The sequence below is a fragment of the Psychrobacter sp. ER1 genome (genome assembly GCF_048631835.1).
Classification (GTDB): Bacteria; Pseudomonadota; Gammaproteobacteria; order Pseudomonadales; family Moraxellaceae; genus Psychrobacter.
The window spans coordinates 1,208,364-1,228,677 of record NZ_CP184640.1 but is presented as its reverse complement, the minus strand read 5'-3'; the positions used below and the strand labels follow the sequence as shown (position 1 = coordinate 1,228,677).

General features: G+C 43.8%; 15 protein-coding genes and 5 pseudogenes. 3 read left to right on the top strand and 17 right to left on the bottom strand.

The features are described from left to right. Positions 1–65 precede the first annotated feature (65 nt). The 12 genes and pseudogenes from purF to ACOBWA_RS05575 form a co-directional block, all read right to left on the bottom strand. Positions 66–1,600: pseudogene (gene purF / locus ACOBWA_RS05630) on the bottom strand (amidophosphoribosyltransferase). A gap of 236 nt (positions 1,601–1,836) precedes the next feature. Further along, on the bottom strand, positions 1,837–2,334 hold the full coding sequence (locus tag ACOBWA_RS05625) for a CvpA family protein (protein ID WP_420230445.1): 498 nt from the start codon (positions 2,332–2,334) through the stop codon (positions 1,837–1,839). Between the two features lie 30 nt (positions 2,335–2,364). Continuing rightward, positions 2,365–3,398, bottom strand: a pseudogene (locus ACOBWA_RS05620) (quinone-dependent dihydroorotate dehydrogenase). 214 nt (positions 3,399–3,612) lie between these two features. After that, the gene (locus ACOBWA_RS05615; protein WP_420230444.1) at positions 3,613–4,014 is read right to left on the bottom strand and encodes a DUF4870 family protein; all 402 of its coding nucleotides are present in this window, start codon (positions 4,012–4,014) and stop codon (positions 3,613–3,615) included. 202 nt (positions 4,015–4,216) lie between these two features. Next, entirely contained in the window at positions 4,217–4,630 is a 414-nt protein-coding gene (locus ACOBWA_RS05610) for a hypothetical protein (protein ID WP_420230443.1), read from the bottom strand. Between the two features lie 11 nt (positions 4,631–4,641). Next, positions 4,642–4,785: a hypothetical protein gene (locus ACOBWA_RS05605; RefSeq protein WP_420230442.1), complete on the bottom strand. Its 144-nt coding sequence runs from the start codon at positions 4,783–4,785 to the stop codon at positions 4,642–4,644. A 32-nt stretch (positions 4,786–4,817) separates the two neighbouring features. Beyond that, positions 4,818–6,089 (bottom strand): type II secretion system protein GspL, encoded by a 1,272-nt coding sequence (gene gspL, locus ACOBWA_RS05600; RefSeq protein WP_420230441.1) that lies wholly within the window; start codon positions 6,087–6,089, stop codon positions 4,818–4,820. 277 nt (positions 6,090–6,366) lie between these two features. Continuing rightward, positions 6,367–6,738, bottom strand: a complete 372-nt coding sequence (locus ACOBWA_RS05595) for a SixA phosphatase family protein (protein WP_420230440.1) — start codon at positions 6,736–6,738, stop codon at positions 6,367–6,369. A gap of 57 nt (positions 6,739–6,795) precedes the next feature. After that, positions 6,796–8,087 (bottom strand): annotated as a pseudogene (locus ACOBWA_RS05590) (NAD(P)H-dependent glycerol-3-phosphate dehydrogenase). Between the two features lie 126 nt (positions 8,088–8,213). Then, positions 8,214–8,747 (bottom strand): nitroreductase family protein, encoded by a 534-nt coding sequence (locus ACOBWA_RS05585; protein ID WP_420230726.1) that lies wholly within the window; start codon positions 8,745–8,747, stop codon positions 8,214–8,216. Positions 8,748–9,003: 256 nt separating this feature from the next. After that, positions 9,004–10,103, bottom strand: a pseudogene (zapE, locus tag ACOBWA_RS05580) (cell division protein ZapE). 133 nt (positions 10,104–10,236) lie between these two features. Then, complete coding sequence (locus ACOBWA_RS05575) at positions 10,237–10,896, bottom strand: alpha/beta hydrolase (protein ID WP_420230439.1); 660 nt, start codon at positions 10,894–10,896, stop codon at positions 10,237–10,239. Between the two features lie 302 nt (positions 10,897–11,198). On the opposite strand from ACOBWA_RS05575, the gene ACOBWA_RS05570 reads away from it, so the two are divergent. From ACOBWA_RS05570 to xseB, 3 genes are all read left to right on the top strand, one after another. Continuing rightward, positions 11,199–11,567 (top strand): hypothetical protein, encoded by a 369-nt coding sequence (locus ACOBWA_RS05570; protein WP_420230438.1) that lies wholly within the window; start codon positions 11,199–11,201, stop codon positions 11,565–11,567. A gap of 369 nt (positions 11,568–11,936) precedes the next feature. Then, positions 11,937–13,469, top strand: coding sequence for an exodeoxyribonuclease VII large subunit (gene xseA / locus ACOBWA_RS05565; RefSeq protein ID WP_420230437.1), 1,533 nt, complete (start codon positions 11,937–11,939; stop codon positions 13,467–13,469). 58 nt (positions 13,470–13,527) lie between these two features. Beyond that, a complete protein-coding gene (gene xseB, locus ACOBWA_RS05560; protein WP_101205385.1) occupies positions 13,528–13,773 on the top strand; it encodes an exodeoxyribonuclease VII small subunit in 246 nt (81 codons plus the stop codon). Between the two features lie 85 nt (positions 13,774–13,858). Here xseB and pncB read toward each other — a convergent pair whose 3' ends face one another. The 5 genes and pseudogenes from pncB to ACOBWA_RS05535 form a co-directional block, all read right to left on the bottom strand. Next, positions 13,859–15,085 (bottom strand): nicotinate phosphoribosyltransferase, encoded by a 1,227-nt coding sequence (gene pncB, locus ACOBWA_RS05555; RefSeq protein WP_165597307.1) that lies wholly within the window; start codon positions 15,083–15,085, stop codon positions 13,859–13,861. A 280-nt stretch (positions 15,086–15,365) separates the two neighbouring features. Continuing rightward, positions 15,366–16,276: pseudogene (locus ACOBWA_RS05550) on the bottom strand (ATP-binding cassette domain-containing protein). 88 nt (positions 16,277–16,364) lie between these two features. Continuing rightward, the gene (locus ACOBWA_RS05545; RefSeq protein WP_420230436.1) at positions 16,365–18,293 is read right to left on the bottom strand and encodes a glycine betaine ABC transporter substrate-binding protein; all 1,929 of its coding nucleotides are present in this window, start codon (positions 18,291–18,293) and stop codon (positions 16,365–16,367) included. Between the two features lie 391 nt (positions 18,294–18,684). Then, complete coding sequence (locus tag ACOBWA_RS05540) at positions 18,685–19,827, bottom strand: aldehyde dehydrogenase family protein (protein WP_420230435.1); 1,143 nt, start codon at positions 19,825–19,827, stop codon at positions 18,685–18,687. Continuing rightward, positions 19,824–20,168 (bottom strand): hypothetical protein, encoded by a 345-nt coding sequence (locus ACOBWA_RS05535; protein ID WP_420230434.1) that lies wholly within the window; start codon positions 20,166–20,168, stop codon positions 19,824–19,826. The genes ACOBWA_RS05540 and ACOBWA_RS05535 overlap by 4 nt, the downstream gene beginning before the upstream one ends. Positions 20,169–20,314 lie beyond the last annotated feature (146 nt).

Genomic DNA, 20,314 nt, shown 5'->3' with positions numbered 1-20,314 from the left:
AAAAAAGCTAGATTCTAAATAGAATCTAGCTTTTTGTTATCTGAAAATAATGACTTCAATACTACTTAAAGTTCTTCTACACCCATCATATCAACTGGGGTATCAGCCACTATTTGTACGCCTTTTTTACCAGTTTTGGCAGTATCATTACGCTGCTCTTGCAAGTGATCAAGATACGCTTCATTGATCTGACCAGTGATGTAGCAGCCGTTAAATACCGCACAATCAAAACCTTCCACTCGGCTATGTTTAGTATCTTTTACTGCGTCGATCAAATCATCCAAATCTTGGAAGATCAAACGATCTGCGCCGATGATATCACGCACTTCTTCAACACTATTGCCCGAAGCAATAAGCTCGCTACGTACTGGCATATCAATGCCATATACGTTTGGAAATTTCACCGGTGGCGCAGCGCTGGCAAAAAACACCTTGTTAGCACCAGCATCTCGTGCCATTTGAATAATTTCATGACAGGTCGTACCACGAACGATAGAATCATCAACCAATAGGACGTTCTTGCCTTTGAACTCTAACGGCACAGCGCTCAGCTTTTGGCGAACTGATTTTTGCGTTGCTGCTGACCTGGCATAATAAACGTACGACCGATGTAGCGGTTTTTCATAAACCCTTCACGGTACTTGACGTTCATTTTTAGCGCCAGCTCCATCGCTGAAGTACGCGAGGTGTCTGGAATTGGAATGACCACATCGATATCATGATCATCACCCCATTCAGCAAGGATTTTATCTGCCAGTTTTTCACCCATACGTAGGCGTGATTTATAAACTGAGATATTGTCCATAATCGAATCTGGACGAGCAAAGTAAACATATTCAAAGATACAAGGCGTGTATTCTTTTTGCTCGACGCACTGATGCGTATGTAGTTTATGGTTTAAATCGATAAAGATTGCTTCGCCTGGTTTTACATCACGAACGATAGTAAAGCCAGAACCTGTCAATGCAACTGATTCAGAGGCAACCATATACTCAGTGCCGCCATTCGGTGCCATACGCTTACCAAAGATAAGTGGACGGATACCATTTGGATCGCGGAATGCTAGCAGGCCATGACCAGTAATCAAAGCAACTACGCCATAAGCGCCTTCACAGCGTTTATATACAGCTTTGACCGCTTCAAAGATATCATCAGCCGTTGGATGTGTTTTGCCTAGATTCTGCATCTCATGTGCCAGTACATTTAACAGTACTTCAGAATCTGAGTCAGTATTAAGGTGGCGGCGATCTTCGATGTACAAAGATTTGGCCAAACTCTCAGCATTGGTCAAGTTACCATTATGCGCAAGGGTAATACCATATGGTGAGTTGACATAGAATGGCTGAGCTTCGGCACTGCTAGAAGTACCAGCTGTCGGGTAACGAACGTGACCAATACCGAACTTACCAACCAGTTTCATCATATGACGATTCATAAATACGTCACGTACCATGCCGTTTTCTTTACGTAGATAGAGTCGCCCATCTTGCAAAGTGACAATACCTGCTGCATCTTGCCCGCGATGCTGTAGCATCGTCAAACCGTCATAAAGAATCTGATTGACTGGTTCGTGAGCTGCAACTCCAATGACTCCACACATAATAGCTATATCCTATTTTGACTCATACATTAGTACGACAATAACGGCAAACTTAACGACAGTATATTGCTAAAATCACTCACTGTCGCACGCCGCTAACCTGATGATATTGTAAGAAACTTAACGAGATTTTTCGATAATCTGTTTTTGATTATCAATGACACGTGCAAACATTTAGAAGTATAAAAAGAAGTAAAATAATAGACAATTAGATAAAATAATAGGCAATTAAACAATTACGACTGATTGACCTGATCCCAAGCCATGCCTAACACATCTGATACCAACGCCTTGCCCATCGGTGCATATGGCATTAGCTCTGGCGCTAGTACTGAGGTTTGCCACTGCGGCATCTGTACTAGCAATGGCGCACTGACGCTCAGTACAACCAAGACCATCAATACGTTTTTGGCAGCACCCAATACGCCGCCCGCCATTTTGTCCAAGACGCCCAAACGTAAGGTTTTGAGCACGCCTGAGAATACAAACGCCATCAGATGCATGACTGCCAATATGGCAATCACTACCAATAAAAAGGCCATGGCCATCTGTAACACAGGGTTTTGTACGATACCCGTCAATTGGGGTGACACTACTCCCGCCAGCCTAGTAGCAGTGATAAGAGCGATAAACCAACCTACCAAACCTATTGCTGTTTTAATCAGTCCTACTTGAAAGCCTCGCCATAAGCCAATCAAGACAACGATAGCAATCACAATATCTAAACCACTCATGCTTTACGCCTTATTACCTTGTTTATTGGATTAGCTTTCCATGGCATCGTAATAGCCACCGATTGCCTGAATGCAAGACTGCACCAGCCCAGGGCCACGATAGATAAGCCCCGTATAGAGCTGTACCATGTCTGCGCCTGCTTCGATTTTTTGACGGCTTTAGCACCACTATCAATACCGCCTACGCCTATCAAAGCGACTTTACCATCTAACTGATCAGAGAATTGTTGCAAAATCTGGGTACTAATATGACTCACAGGACGACCAGATAAGCCGCCCATTTGGTCCCCATCACGCAAGTCTTCGACACCTATGCGGCTTAGTGTTGTATTGGTCGCAATCAAACCATCAATCTCAAAGTCTATTAATTGCTGCGAGATATAATCAACTTGTAATGGCTCTAGATCTGGAGCAACTTTAAGCACTAATGGGACATAAAAACCATATTCAGTAGCCAGCTGACTATGACGATTTTTAATCGTATCCATTAACTGAGTCAGTGCTTCACCACTTTGCAAATCACGTAAGTTTTTAGTGTTTGGCGAGGAGATGTTGACCGTAATGTATGAGGCATGCGGATACACACGCTCTAAGCAATACACATAATCATCAGCGGCTTGCTCTACTGGCGTATCGGCATTTTTACCAATATTAATACCAATATTGCCTTTATATTTACAGCGTTTGACATTGTCGATCAGATAATCAACGCCTTCATTGTTAAAGCCCATACGATTGATAATCGCGTCTGCTTGCTTGATTCTAAACAGCCTTGGCTTGTCGTTGCCTACTTGCGGTCTTGGCGTGACGGTTCCTACTTCTATAAAACCAAATCCTAACTCAGCCAGCGCATCAATATAATCGCCGTTTTTGTCCAAGCCTGCTGCCAGACCGACTGGGTTAGAGAACTGCAAACCCATACAGTCTGTTGGTTGCATTGACTGACCATACGCCAAGCCTAAAACACGCGCTTTATGCGCTTTATCCAATAAAGATAGCGTCATCTCATGGGCGTGTTCGGGATCCATATTAAACAAAAAAGGACGAAGTAAGGCATAAGACATAGTGATGGCAGACCCTGCTTGGAAGAAATAGTGAATAAAAAATGCGAATGAAATCGAGCGCAGCGATTATATCAGCTTAACAGAAATAAGAGCAAAGTTTCAGTCGCTAAATTTCTACATTTAAGCAGTAACCAATACTGATGAGTCTCTACTACGTAACGATAAGCTGCAGCTTTCTAAGTTGAAGACATAGCACGAAGGTACTCTTAAACATCTACGGTACTGGACGCCCATCAGTCAACGCAATCCAACCACGTATAATGCGATATAAATGCCAGATAAAGGTAAAGGTCATAATCAGCAAACCAAGACCAGCCAATAATATTGAGCCAATAGCGATATTGCCACTATCCGCCAATAAGCTAACGCCAAAGCCGCCTAATGCAAAGGTAATCAAAATAATGCCAATGACGAAACAAACAACACTGTACCAAAAGGTCTTGATTTGCCAATCGAAATGCGTGGCCAACCATGACCCACTAGCATCATGGCGCTTGGCATAGTTCATGACAATCGGCACAACCCACAACAGACCTGCAGTAAAGTAGCTGATCACATATAAGAAATAAGTGATGTGGTTATAAGTAATTAAAGAACGGCGCTTATCGTTGCTCATACTGTCCCGCATTATGTGAGGTTTTCCTTACTGGTAATATTTTTATTCAATAGTCATATGATTAACTATTTAATGGAGCCAGATAAATGGCTTTTCAATGATACCAACGATAAAGCATTATTTTGCTGTCGAGGATTGAGTGTCGAGTAAAAGGCACACAGTGTTATAAGTATCTAAAATTTCTATCACAGTCTGACGCGTTTTAAGAAGTGACCGTTGCTTGTACCTGAATAGATTTATTGGTCAGGTCTTGCTGCATAGATAGCTGTGTAAATTGCCAACCTTGCTGTTCAAGCTTACCCAGTGCAGTGCTGACAACCGCTTGACTAGGGTGCGTAAAGCTCAGTTGCACTGCATCGCCAGTCGCAATCACCTGAGCACCTGCTATACCTGAGTTATTGAGCAGCGCATTGATACGACTAGCAGGCAGCATATCAGCCTCTCCAGTAGCGTTATTCCCAGTATTCAATGCACTACTATCAATATTACCTGCTTGAGCACGCAACCAAAAATAATCCGCCACTTGCTCCTGATAGTCGTTTTTACTATCGCTCGCTGCTTGATGAACGCTATAGCCACCATAGCCGCCAATAAACAACAGTAAAAATATAGACAATATAGCTAATGCTAGCTGATCACGGGAGGCAATGTTTGCCAGCGCGTCATTAGTACATTTTGATAATTGTTCATACGCTCTGACAATACTTGAGCCTTAGTACTGGTTGCAGAAATAGCTGCATTACGTTTGGTACGGCGTTGTAATCGTTTCATGTTTTGACCTTTATTACCAATACCTTGATGAGTTACGACGCTGCCGCATTATTTGCCATGTCGCTGCTTTCTACAATATTATTTTCTACTACGTTGACAGTGACTTGACCACTAAACTGACCTTGCTCATTACTATTCACTTGCGCAAGTTTGGCATTTAAGCCTTGTGCTACCAGTGTGCTCGTAAATTTATCAAGGCTACCGCGATCTGGAGCAATCAAGGTAAAACTGAGCGCCGATGGTTGCATTACTAATGATTGTGCATGCAATGAAGACTGCTTGATTAATGGTGATATGCGTGACAGTGCGGCCATATGTGATGCAGGCGCTTGGCTATCGCTACGTAGTTTTGGTTGCAGCTGTACTTGCAGTTTGGTGCGCGTACTCAGTGGCTCATCGGCAAACCAAGATTGATACTGTGCTGCAATTGCAGTCTTGGTTGCTGCGGTTGCTTGATTATACTTGTACCACTGCACACCATCGGTTGCCATTTGCAGTACTAACGCTGATAGCGCAACCATCATCGCCACCCGTAGGTATGGTGATAATTGTGAGTCAGTAGATTTCATAAAGAAATTAAGCGCGTGACGTTCGGGACTGTCAATTGGCTTAGGTACTGTAGGTAGGATCGTCAGTAGCAGCTGATGATCAGCGATCAACGCTTTAGTTTGCGCCACTAAATCCGTGGATGATGAGGAATCTAGCGAGTCAAGCGATACGTCAATAGCTGCCTCAATAGAAGGCAACACCATTACCTCACTTAAATGCGGGAAACGCTCAAACATTAGTGGTAAATAGCTGACGGCCATACCCTGATGCAATGATTGGCTCAGCAGTATAGTCTGTGAATCTTGATAAAGGGTCACTTGTTGACCTGCGCCCTCTTCTGGCGGTGGCAACAATAAAAAGTCTGGCAGTAACGCTACTATATTCATACCGGCTAGCTGCGCGCTTTGTTGCCAGGATTCAATGTCGTTTTGTGCCAGTGCGTACAGTTGCGTCGTATCAGTATGGCTCAATTGACGGATGTTTAATTGCTCAATAGGCGTTAATGAAGTTTCTTCAAATAAATATTGCTTGCCGCTATTACCCAGCTGTTTAAGCTGAGCAGCATTGAGCGCCGTATCCACTTGTAATGCGTGACTTGATGGAAAATATAGACAAAGTGCCTTTTGGCTATTGGACTTATAGTTACCATAGATTGTTTGCAGCTGTTGCCAACCGTCAACCATTTGCCATTGCTGTACATCTTCGTGCCAGACAGCTAGCGGGCTATGCTGCGCTCGTAACCAAACATGTAACACTAAACGTGTCCTCAATTATTGCTGCGGTTATCAAAATATCGTTAAGGATTGATGCGGTTTTTGAAACAGCTGGATGATTTTATATGATTAATAAAGGGCTGAACTTTGTACCAATACCATTTTAAATCCGTTATATTCAATCAACTATGCTCTAGCAAAGCGTTCCTAAGCAAAATATTAGAATATCTAGTCTAGTACGGCTGGTCAGGAACAAAACGATCAACTTCCGTTGCCATGCCAGTCATCACAAACTCCATGTCAAACACTCTGGCTTCCGCTAGAGAAATGACTCAGGATAATCACCTGTCAGCAATCCCGCGATATAGGCGACGATAGACATATGACAAACAACAACCAAACACTCAGCTTCAATATTGGCAATATCTATCAAAGCTTGGCGAGCGTCATCCGATGGCGTGATATTGTCCTGCACAGATGATGGTACTTGCGGCGCTCGCGACTGGAACGCAGATAAAGTTTGCTGCGCTCTCGTATAAGGGCTAACCACAAAACGATCTGGGCTATAGTGAGTGGTCACATACTCTGCCGTTTGCGCTGCTTGATGCTGACCAAAGTCCGTCAGCTGACGTGCACTATCTGGACGTGTCTCGTATTCTGCTTGACCATGACGTACTAATATAATTTTCATAACCTTCCTTGGAGCGCTGAGTTCGACTGTCTCAATACTGTCTTCTAGTAATATATCTTACTTATCAGCATCGCTGTCTTTGTTTTTGGTATTACTGCCCGAGGTTTTCATATGAGCGGTAAGTGCTGCATTGCTATGATCATGCGCCATGACAAACTCAACATCGCTACGGAACCCAGCTTCCATTAGATGTAGCGCAACGCCTAGAGCGGCCTTGTCTTCATAAATGACGGCATAGAGCGCATGGGTAATTGGCATATAGATACCCGCTTTGGTCGCTTTTTCATGAACTTGCTGAATAGTATTTACCCCTTCAGCAGTTTGGCCAAGCTTTTTGACCGCGGCATCAATACTCATGCCGCGTCCAAGCATATTACCGATACGATAGTTACGACTTAGCTCTGAGCTACAAGTAGCATATAAGTCGCCTACCCCTGATAAGCCCAAGAAAGTGAGCGGATTGGCGCCTTCTTCAACACCAAAACGACTCATTTCTGCCAAAGCACGAGTAAGAATCATCGCTTTAGTATTTTCACCTACTTCATAAGCTGCCGCCATACCCATGGCAATTGCGTAGATGTTTTTTAGCGCGCCGCCAAGCTCGACGCCGCGTATATCATCACTAGCAAATACTCTAAAGAAGGCACTGTGTAACGCTGCTTGTACGGCATGACGTAATGGTTCCGATTCACTTGCGATAACCGTAGCAGACGGCATATTTTTCATGATTTCGATAGCGAGGTTCGGCCCTGACATGACGCCAAAGTTCACTTCTGGCAGCACTTCTTTGATGATGTCACTCATCATCGCAAAGGTATCTTTTTCCATACCTTTGGTCAACGATACAATAGACTGACCACTGATAAAAGGTGCGATATTTTTTAGCGTTTCGCGAAAGGCCAAACCTGGCACAGCAATAAAAATAATGTCTTTATCTTTGACGCTTGCCGCCAAATCATGGCTGTATTTCAGTCGATCATCAAGCTTATAGCCTGGTAGATACTTTTTATTGGTCTGTGTTTTCGCCATCGCTTTTACGGTACGTTTATTACGTACCCACAGCGTAGTATCACAGCCATTACGTGCGGCTAAATTTGCCATTGCCGTACCGAAGCTACCACCACCTAAAAACGCCAAACGCAGCTTGGTTGGATTGCTATGAATGTCGGCCATATCCTTTGCCACAGCTGATTCAACAGGACTAGGATTTGACTTTTACGGCCGAGGCCTGACTTGGTTGCTCGCTCAAGAATACCTGCAAGCATACCATTCTGCTTTTCAGACGACTCTTTGTCCGTTTCATTATTAGCACTGGTGTTGTTTTTATTACTATTGTTAGGGCTTGTCATGTTCTTTTATCCGTGTTGACTGACGTATTATCAATAGAATCTATCGTGCTCAGCTACTGGCCTTATTATCTTTGAATTACAACTTTGTGCAATTATAATATTGATAATAGACAATACTGAGCTACATTACGACTCGAAGCGAACTAGCGGCTCGATATCAATAGGTTTGCGTTTGGACTCATCCTTGGGACTTGTGCCAGTATAAACAAAAGCGGTCACATAATCATCTGCGCCTACACCAAAATACGCTTTTACCGCAGGCTCATTGCATAACAGCCCAGTGCGCCAAACGGTACTAAACCCTTGGGCTTTTAATGCTAAAATTAGGTTTTGTACAGCAGCGCCCGCACTGAGCATCTGCTCAAAAGGTGGCACTTTTTTGTGTTCTTGCATTTGAGTCACAGCCGTTATGATCAACGGCGCTCGCAGCGGCATATTTTGAGTTTTAGTGATGGTCTTTTCAGACAACTCTTCGCCATCTTCTAGCGCTTTTGCTTGGGCCGCTTCGAGCAAGGCACGGCCTAAGTCATGGCGCGCCTCACCTTGCGTCACGATGAAGCGCCGAGGACGCAATTTTTTATGATCTGGCGCAGTTGCCGCACATTCAATGGCAGATTCAATCTGCGCACGCGTCGGTGCTGGCTCATCTAGATTGCCCATGCTGCGTCTTGAATTTATCCAACCTATCAGCTCATCACTGGTAGATGAGATATCATTCGCTGCTACGTTCTTCACAGGCAGTTTTTTGCCTTCTATTTCTTGGCTTTCATTATCAGCATTGTCAGTTGTAGTCATTGTTTTATCCTTATTTATTATTATCTATCACTACTTATTATTTATAATATTATTCTCTTATTTTTTAACAGTTATAGAGCAGTTGAGAGCTACACATAGGCAGTCTCAATTCAGCGATAAACTACGCAACATCTTCGACTCGGTGGTCCATGCGTAGATAGTCCTCTGACTGCATCTCAAGCAGGCGTGAACGAGTACGTTCAATCTCAAACGCCAATTTTTCTCCTTGATACAAATCTAGAATCGGCTGCTCTGCCCGTACCAATAATTTCACACGGCGATCATAAAATTCATCGACGAGATAAATGAAACGGCGCGTTGGATCACGCAAGTCGTCATCTAGTGCTGGCACAGAGTCAACTAAAACGGTGCTAAAGCGTTTGGCAAGCTCAATAAAATCAGCGGCTGAACGCGGTGCCATACAGAGATGACGGAAGTCACAGAATAAGATATCTTCGGTACAAGCGTTGATTTTTACTTCTCGTCCATTGATAGTAATGGGCTCTTTACTAATTTTCTGATTATTCGACAAGCTCGCAAAACGGTTGGCTAACCAATGGTAGTTCGCCTTAGTAAGCGGCGCTTCGTATAGCTCTGCTTGCTGCAATACGCGCAGACGATAATCAATTCCCGAGTCGATATTCATGACCGTCGTATGACGCTCAACTTCCGCAATGGCAGGCATAAAACGGTCACGATGTAAGCCATCTTTATACAGTCCAGCTGGCTCAATGTTTGAGGTGGCAACCAAAGTTATACCGCGATTGAACAACATAGTGAACAAATCGCCCAATATCATGGCATCAGAGACATTAGAAACGAAAAACTCATCAAAACAGATGATAACCGCTTCTTTATAAATAATATCAGCGACTTTCTCTAACGGATCGCTCTCACCTTGTAGTTTGTTAAGCTCTCTATGGACACGCTGCATAAAATGATGGAAATGCAGACGCATCTTGCGCTCGATCGTCAACGAGTCATAAAACATGTCCATCATCCAGGTTTTCCCGCGGCCGACACCGCCCCACATATAAAGACCCGTTGGCGCGACTGGCTTAGATTTTAAAAAGCCAAAAAACCTTTCTTTTGCGGTGCGCTATTGATGAGCTGATGGTATATCTCATCAAGATAGCTCATGGCCTGAAATTGCTGCTCATCCCGAGTAAACTCATCTGTACTGACGGCTTTCTCGTAACGTTGCAATGGAGATAAACTCATAATACGACTCATCGTTGGATTAAATAAATATCAAAATAGTAGGATAATTTAGCATAATGCTAGTGCTACCAAGCAAACCATGCTAAACCATATCAAAACGGAAACCATCAAGCTAAGTTAGCTATGAATAAACTTAGCTGTCCTGCCCAAAGCTATGCTTGTCTAATAAACCCTTGAGCTCTGATAAGCGACCATGGAAGAAATGACCCGCGCCATCGACCACGCTGACTTCAATGCCTAATCGGTCTGCAAATGCCTGCATATTATCAGGTTCAATCACCTCATCCGCATTACCATAAATCTCAAAAGTTCTATCCGCAGGCAAATTAATATCAGTACTGTCATTTTTTTCGACTGATGGTGCGATAAGGGCGATTTTCGTTACTTCAAAGTCACCCAATCCCCATATATGTGAGGCTTCAAGCACTTGCTCAGCCACTCGTGCAGTAACATAGCCACCAAAAGAAAAACCACCCAGCCATAGCTTTCGAGCGTTGGTTTTTTCAGCAATCCATTGTAGCACGGTCATTGCATCGACCACTTCACCTTCCGCATAATCATGCTCGCCTGTCGATTGACCAACGCCGCGAAAGTTAAAGCGCACCACATGCATACCATTATCACGGGCAAAGCGATACATGGTGGTGACCACCTTGTTATTCATCGTACCATCAAACAACGGATTGGGATGGCACAGCAGCGCCACCGTGTCTGTATTTGGGTCATTAGGATTGTCATTTTGCCACAGTGCGTCAACCTCGAGCACGCCAGCAGGAGCAGGAATCAATTGCATAGTATTACTTATTAATAAAAAATGAATGGCTCAATTATCCTAGATACAATTTATATTTCAAGTGATTTGCTGTGTACGGATGCGACTTGTTTTATTTTTGGTCAATAACGGTTGTCTGCCGTTTTGGAATATTGCTGTTCTTAAGATATTAAACTTGTTTATATCTAGTGCATGGTTCATCGGCAATATACCGGTAATACAGCACACAATAACTGTCTAGACAGGTAATATCTAGATAAGCTACATTCATAAAGCTTTGCCTATAGCTAAGACGTTCTGCTTATATAAATCAGGAATTATTTATGAATACTTTTAATAAAACTGCCAGTTTGACGGCAACGTTAGTGGCTGCACTTGCTTTGAGCGCCTGTCAAAGTACGCCTTCCTCACCCGTGATTCAGCGTGCCAACTCTATCTATGAGACAACCGGTATCGCTGATACCAAGGTCAAAGCACAACAAAATGCGATCGATAGTGCTCAAAAAACTTGTCGAAGCAAGCAAGTGATTATCGTTGATGACAACGTAAAATATAACGGTATCTTAAACGAACGCACTGGCCGTATGGTTGGCCAAGTAGGTGCTGTCGTTGGCTCGATATTTGGCACGGGTACACCAGATTTGTCACGTAGCGATGATTATGAATACACCGTTAACTTCCGTTGCCAATAAACATCATCAATACCATATAAATCAGATACAGTGTCAGGCTCACTCAGCCTAATATTTGTAGCACTTTCACTTGCCTTCCTGGTATCTAAATTATCTCGAACCGACTATATCTAGCTAAAAATATCTATCTACTTTTCTCTACACGACAATCTCTGTTAGACGGAAACAGGTTTACGATCTAACCGCTAACATTAAGTGAGATACAATTCTTCTCTGATTGAACAGCCAACAAACTGCGATATAGATAATATATCAATCAAAGCTTGTTGGCTTCGCTTTTGTGCTCTCCTTTTTAAGTTAAACTATCCGCTATCGTATTCAGCACATCCTCGTCAGTCTTTATATTTTCATTATCTTTGGTCTAATATTATGCGCAAACCCAATCTTTCAAATATTAAACAGGCCAAAGTATTAGCACCTGCCAAAGATTTGGCCACTCTAGAGGCGGAACTCGCTGAGCAGGAAGACCATCTAGAGGATACCGTCCTACGCCTAAGTGATTATTTATCAGCAGTTGAGATGGTCATCAAACAAACTTTTGACCACCGTGTCTGGGTAAAAGCTGAAATCCGTAATCTGTCGAGTAAAGGTGGTCATTACTACTTTGAACTGGCAGAAAAAGACGACGATGGCAAAGTAGTCGCCAGCTGCCGTGGCAATCTCTGGCGCTTTAAAGCTGCTCGTGTATTAGCTAAGTTTGAACGTGCGACTGGTATGCCGCTTGAGCGTGATTTGACCGTACTTCTTAAAGTATCGGCAGGGTTCCATGCTCAGTACGGCTTTTCAATCACCATTGAAGATATTGATCCCAGCTATACGCTAGGCGACTTGGCACGGCAATATGCAGAAATGGTTGACCGCCTAACAGGTGAAGGGCTATTACATCTTAATCAACAGCTACCTGCCCCTTTTGATATCGAGCATGTGCTAGTCATCGCCCCTGAAAAAGCAGCAGGCTTGGGTGATTTTCAAGCAGATGCCGATCGCTTAGCCAGTACAGGTGCGTGTCACTTCCACTACCATAGTGCGACTTTTCAGGGCAATCATGCACCCGCTGAAATCCGTCAAGCAATCGTTAGCGCCCAGCAGCAGTTTTACGATACTTATCAGCGTCTACCAGACTTGTTGGTTATTATTCGTGGTGGCGGTGCGGTTGGTGATTTGGCTTATCTCAATGATTATGAGTTGGCAGCTTTGGTTGCCGAGCAGCCTATTCCTGTCTGGGTAGGTATCGGTCATGAGCGTGACAAAGTCATCTTAGATGAAGTGGCACATACCAGTTTTGACACACCCTCAAAGGTGATTGCTGCTATTCATAGCTACTTGGCCCAGCTCGTCACTCAGACGCTACAATATCAAGCACAAATTAAGCAAGCGGCTCAGCGTCAATTGAATACTGCTGAGCAACAAACCGCACGCCAATTGAGCCAAATACAGTCGCAAACGATTGGGCAGCTCACCGCTCTACGAAAAGACAGTGACTATGCATGGCGCAGTATTCAACAAAGTGCCCAGCGCCAAGTAAAGCAAGCAGTCAGACTGACGGCTGAGCGATACACACAAACGCAAACCTTAGCGCATCAACAGCTCGCAAAAGTCGCTACCAATAGCAAAAGTTATCAAGAATCAATCATGCAAAACGCACAGCAGAAAATTGTGCAAGCACAGCGCGATAGCGAACATCTACGTGACATCGTGCTATTACATCGCCCCGCTCGCGTGCTCAAGCAAGGCTACACCATGCTCACGGATGCTAAAAACAAGCAAACACTCACTAGTAGTACCCAACTGTATCCTGAGCAAACCGTCAATATTATTTTAAAAGATGGCAACGCAAAAGCACAGATTATCGATGTCAATATGGATAAAGAAGCGACGAAAAACTCAGACACTCTAAATTAACCAAATAATAATATCTAACGATTATTCACCGACTTACCTTTAAAAATTAGGAAATTTTATGACTACCCCTACTCGCAGACGCAAAAAAGCCGCCCCAAAAACCTTTAAGGCGGCTTACGATATCTTAAAAACCAATGCAGCTGAACTACAGCAACAGGATGAGCCTGATATTGATAATCTAATGACAACGGTCGAAGAATCTATTGCCGCTTATCGCGTTTGCGAGACTCGTATCAATGCTGTACAGCAAGCACTAGATGCGGCCTTTGCCGAAGAAAAATCTACCAGCAGTGTTGATAGTTAAACGAAAAGCAGCCAATAAATAGCAGTTGAGTAGTCAAATCAAGCGCATCAAGCTCATTTGGCAACGCAACAGTTTGATATTCTGTTTACTCTGGTTCATCAACCTCAAAGACTTGGCGCAGATAGGCAAGATACGTATCATTATTGATCATGGTCTTGCCTGGGCTATCAGACAGCTTGGCCACTGGCTGACCATTGCACTCTACCAATTTAAGCACGATATTAATCGGTGTAATGCCCATATCATTAGTCAAATTAGTGCCAATACCAAAGCTCGTTCTAATGCGACCTTTGAAATATTGATGCAGCTCCCACGCCTTCTCTAGATTTAACCCATCGCTAAAAGTTAGAATCTTGGTTTTTGGATCTATTTTTAGCTTCTCATAATGGGCAATCGCCTTATCACCCCAGATGTAAGGGTCACCGCTATCATGACGCAGACCGTCAAACAGCTTAGCAAAATACAAGTCGAAATCACGTAAGAACGCATCCATGCCGACTACATCTGTCAATGCAATACCTAAGTCGCCACGGTACTCATGCACCCATGCTTCAAGCGCGGCCTTTTGTGAGTCACGCAGACGCACATCTAATGCCTGAAATGCTTGCATAAACTCGTGCGCCATCGTGCCTATTGGCGTCATTCCTAACTGCTTGGCCAAATACACGTTAGATGTACCACCGACTATCTTTGGCTCAGCTTTATGTAGTGTCTCTACAACATGTGCTTGCCAGCGTCGACTAAAGCGTCTACGCGTGCCAAAATCAGCGACGATAAATGGCGGTGTATCCTGATCGTACTGGGTTTGCTCTTCGGCATACTGATGTAATAGCGCTACTTTTGCATCGAGGCGACGTTGTCCTTCTTCAATCACGCTGTCATTAGATAGCGCATTAAAATACAGCTCATTGACAATGGCTAGTACAAATACTTCAAAGAACATCGCTTGAATCATTGGCCCTTCGATATCGATAAACAGGCGACCTTTATCGTCTGTACTTACCGTAATAAAACGACGTTTTAGCTTAAATAATTCTAGATAATCAACGAAATCTGAGCGAATAAAGCGTAGGCTACGTAAGTACTCTAGCTCATCTGGCAAAAAGCGCAATTCGCATAAGCTGTCTAGTTGCTGCTCTAGATCTTTTTGGATATCAGCCAATGGATAGGCTGCATCTTTGTTATTACGGCAGCGAAAGCGATAAACACCATGGGTTTGCGGGAACTGATGCAGCATAGCTTGTAACATCGTAAATTTGTACAAATCATTATCAAGTAATGAAGTAATAATAGGTGCATAAGAAACGGTCATGCTATGGCCTTAAAAGTGCAAAATAAGAAACAAACGTCATTTGATAGACAAAGCGACATCATATGTGGACGATAAACAATACACGCTCATTCATTATGAGCCATCGATAAGCCGTTCAGTATAACGAAGTTTGGTATTTATTTCAGAGTTCACTTTTGATTGCAGTGAAATGACAGTGAAATGCTAATAAAACGATTACGATTAATAGGGTCTGTTGAATATTTATAAAGACAACGCACAAGTCTATCCAGAAAATCTATTCATAAATGGTTAGCACAACCTATGATTTTGCACTCATAAACTGCTCGACGTAGTCATCAGCAGGATTATGCCGCAACTCGCTTGGCGTCCCCGTTTGTATGAGTCGACCGCCATTTAGCATACTGATACGCTGACCTACTTTGACAGCTTCATCGATGTCATGGGTAATAAATACAATGGTCTTGTTCAATCGATCTTGTAGTTCAAGTAGTTGGTCTTGCAGTTGAGCGCGAATGAGCGGATCAAGTGCAGAGAACGCTTCATCCATTAGCAAAATTGGGTTATCCGTCGCTAAAGCACGAGCCAGACCGACGCGCTGCTGCATACCCCTGACAACTCGTCAGGGTAGCTGTTTTCCAAATTTGATAGCCCTACTTCATTGAGCCAATGCCGAGCCGTTTCATGTCGCCCGTTTACGCTCATTTTTCGGACACGCAGCCCATAAGCGACGTTTTGTATGACTGTCATGTGCGGCACTAAGCCGAAATGCTGAAAAACCATACTGACGGTCTGCTGACGATAATACTGCAACTGCTTATCGTTGAGCGCTAAAATATTAATAGCCGTAGCAGAACGCTCTTCTACTACCGTACTCATATTAGCTGTCGCTGATTGCCTATCAGTCATTGTATGAGTCGCATGTTCTCTATTCAGAGCAGTATCTACCCATATCTCGCCACTGGTTGGATCAATCAAACGGTTAATATGGCGTATCAGCGTTGATTTGCCAGAGCCTGATAGACCCATGATGCAATGCAACTCGCCTGCCTTGATATCTAGATTGATATCATAAAGACCCACTGAATAGCCCGTTTGCTCTTTTACTTTGATGCTATCCATACCCTCAGCCAGCAATGCCAATGCAGACTGTGCTTGCGTACTACTGGCATTATAAATCTTACTGATATTTTTTAATTGGATATGATTCATCGGTGATCTCACTATTCACGTGGTTTTTATTATTAGGGCTTCGGTCGATTACCATGGGTTCAATCGTATACCACCATTACACAACCTTCTACCCAATCGGACGTCTGCCTGCTTCGATGGTTTTTTGACGGGTACGCTTACCTTGACCGAATGCTTGCGTGATACGGTCAATAATAATAGCAACGATAACGATGGCCGTACCTGCTTGTAAACCCTGACCGATATTGAGCGTTTGGATAGACTGCAATACATCTTCACCAAGCCCCGGAGCACCAATCATTGAGGCCAGTACCACCATGGCAAGTGACATCATCACAGCCTGATTGATACCTGCCATAATACTGGGCAACGCTTGTGGCAATTTAATCCAGAGAAGTAGCTGTAAATGCGTACTACCAAAAGAGCGTCCTGCCTCAACCATTTCATGATTGACTTGTGTAATCCCTAATGTCGTCAGACGAATCAAGGGTGGCAGCGCATAAATCACAGTCGCGAATAATGCAGGCACTTTACCAATACCAAACAGCATCAGCACTGGTATGAGATATACAAAACTCGGCATGGTCTGCATGATATCTAGCACTGGCGTCACTATCTTGCGTAGCAGTTTGCTACCTGACATAGCGATACCAATAGGAATACCAATCACTACCGTGACCAGTACCGATACGATAAGCAGCGCTAAAGTATCAATCAGTGCGCCCCATAAACCAAAAGCGCCAATCAAAAACAGCCCTGCACCACATGCCAGCGCGAACCAAATCTTGCGGACACCAAACCAGCCAAGCACAGTCACAAATGCAATAATCAGCCAAGGCGGGATAACCGTTAATAATCTCTCAATAGGTAATAGCAGGTAAGTAAGTGCCATCGTGCTAATAGTACGGAATACATCGCCATAGTTTTGGACAACATTTGCTAAAGCATTATTAAGTGGGGTCTCAAGCGACCATGAAGGAAAGCTTGATGCAAGCGCTGACGCATTGATATTAGATGCAGTTGTACCGGTAGAGGTAGCACCCGTTGAGCTAAGACCTAACTTGGTAGCGAGGTTGGTAGCGGCCTCATCGGATAACCATGCTTGCCAAACCTCTGGGTTGTCACGCAAAAACACCATGGCTTGCTCATCGCCAGTGCGTTTACTTTCGCTCATCTCCAAGATAGCACCGTTGAGCTCATCAGAGGTAAATTGCACCTTTTCAAAGACAGCTGCTAGTTCAGGATTGGATTCGACAAACGGGGTAGAAACGGCAATGCCTAACGGCGATACTGGGAATCCTGACACACAATCCATCTTACCATCAGCGAGCAGCAGATTTTGCCAACAAGCATCCTCATAAGCTGGAAACTCTAATGGCGCAAGGTCATATTTTGCCATTAGCCCAGTGGGTTGCCAGTAGTAAAACAACAGTGGCTTATGCTGTTCAAAAGCGGAGGCAATTTCGGCATCGAGAGCAGCACCCGTACCAGGATGTGCGTTGTTAAAAAGACTGTCTAGGCCGGTGGTTTTTAGCAAACGTGTGTTAAAAATCTCACATGTCCAACCAGAAGGACAGTTCATAAAGCGTGATCTACCAGGATCTTCAGGGTCTTTAAATAGCTCAGTATATTTAGGCAAATCTTGATAGCTGCGTAGTCCTGGGTTCTCTTCCAATACATATCTTGGGACATACCAGCCTTGAGTTGCACCGCCTTTTAGCGTATCGCCGATGATAGCCACTTTATTCTGCTCAATGGCTTTTTCCATGATTGGCGAGCGACCAACCCACTGCTCCCCGATGACCTGAATGTCATTCTGTGAGAGCGCTGTATCAAGTGCAGGCCCTGCTCCTGGCACTTCTTCTACCGTACAACCGTATCCATCTTCTACGATATGTCTGAGTACGCCAGAGGTAAACTGCCCACTCTCCCAGGTTAGCGCCCCAAATTTAATCGGCGAGTTGCAGGCTGCAGACGCCGATACAGGCAATAGTATCGCGCTCATCCACAGTAAGCTTAATGCAATCCATTGGCGCATACTCTTTCCTATTATTATGTTGTATCGGCATGAAATCACTATCAAAACAATAGAACTAAAAAACAGCTGAAAGGTCTATATCAAGTTTACCAATGCTGGCTCTAGACCATTCAGCTACTATCTACTGTTGTTTAGACTTACTACAAAGTGTAGCGATTTATAGAAGTGATGACAAACGCTTATTTGTCGATTAACGCATTAGATAAATTTATGATAATTTTGATAAAGCTCTTATGAAAAGTCGCTCTTAATTTTAGAAACCTATATTTGTAAATTGGTATTTTAGATAAAAAATAGCACCTATCTGGATAGGTGCTATTGGTTATGGTATCGATTAAAAAGGTCACTATTAATTTCTATAGCTACTATAAAATGTCTAACTCAAGAATTGTTATTTTAAAAACAGCGCCATCGCCTTTTTAAACAGTCCACCATAAGGCGGCAATAATAAATTCAAGCCATTGAGCTTGGTTTGTACAAAAATCGGCTTCATATGGCTGAGACGTTCAAAGCCAGCCTTACCATGATATGCGCCAGTACCAGAGTCACCCACACCACCAAATGGCAAGTCATGCTGAGCCACATGTATCAAAACTTCGTTGATACAAAGACCACCCGAGACCGTATTATTACGCACGTTTTCGATACTGCTGTAGTTATCACTGAACACATATAGCGCCAATGGGCGTGGACGCGAATTTACAAAGTAAATGGCATCATCAAGCGTCTCATAATGCATCAGCGGCAATATCGGAGCAAAAATTTCATTTTGCATAAGGTCGCTATCAGGCGCAGGCTCGCTGACGATGACTGGCGGCATCAGACGGGTTTCTATATTGGGTTCGGCGCCAGTTAACGCATGCACCTCGCCACCTGTTAGCGCATCTAGATAGCCTTTTACCCGTTTAAACTGCTCACCATTAATAATGCGAGAGTAATCTGGGTTTTCTTCGATATCAGGATAATGCTTGGTCATCCACTCTTTTGCGAGTTGGATAAACTGGTCATGGTATTGGCGCTGAATCAAGACATAATCTGGCGCAATACACGTCTGTCCAGCATTTAGTGTCTTACCCATCATCACTCGATTGACGACAGACTCTAGATTGACATCATCTAGTACAATCACTGGTGATTTACCACCAAGCTCAAGCGTCACTGGCGTTAGATTTGGTGCAGCGGCAGCCATGACCTTTTTGCCCACCGCAGTCGATCCGGTATATAGCAGATGGTCAAATGGTAGCTCACTAAAGGCGGCGGCAATCTCAACTTCACCGAGCACCACACAGATCATATCTGGCGAAAAATAACGAGCAATGGCATCAGCAAACGTCTGAGCAAATTGCGGTGCGGCTTCACTCATCTTGACCATAATTCGGTTGCCTGCGGTGAGTGCATCAATCATCGGGCCAATTGCTAAAAATAACGGATAGTTCCAAGGCACCATGATACCGACCACACCCAATGGCTGCGGCTGAATTTCATTATGAGCTGGCATATATAGCGCTGAAATAGGCGCACGATGTGCTTTCATCCATTTTTTGCCGTGTTTTTGGCGTGGCTGATACCGGTAAAGCTAGGAAACAACTCAGCAAACTGCGTCTCTGACTGGCTACGATAGCCAAAGTCTGCACTAATCGCCTTTGCAAAACTCTCTTGGTTATCGCTAAGCATCACTTCTAGATTGTCTAGCTGCGTCGTACGTGTGCCCCAATCATTGATTGGCTGGGTACGGCTTAACATTTGCAAGCGTGCAAATTGCGCTTTCATCTCATCGATAGTCGTCGCCGTACTTAGGGCTTCAGGCACTCGCTGCAGCGCAAAACCTGTCTCGGTCACTGCCTGCTCATGGGCGCTTTGGTTGCTATCTGTCATGTGTCTTCCTTGTCATAATCATAGTAATAGTCATAAGGTTTGTAGTCACTACATTATATTGGGTTAGAGGCTCTATCTTTCTAGTCAGGTGCGCTCTTTGATAACCTACTCTGACTATAAATTTCATCAGATTCCATTCATCACAC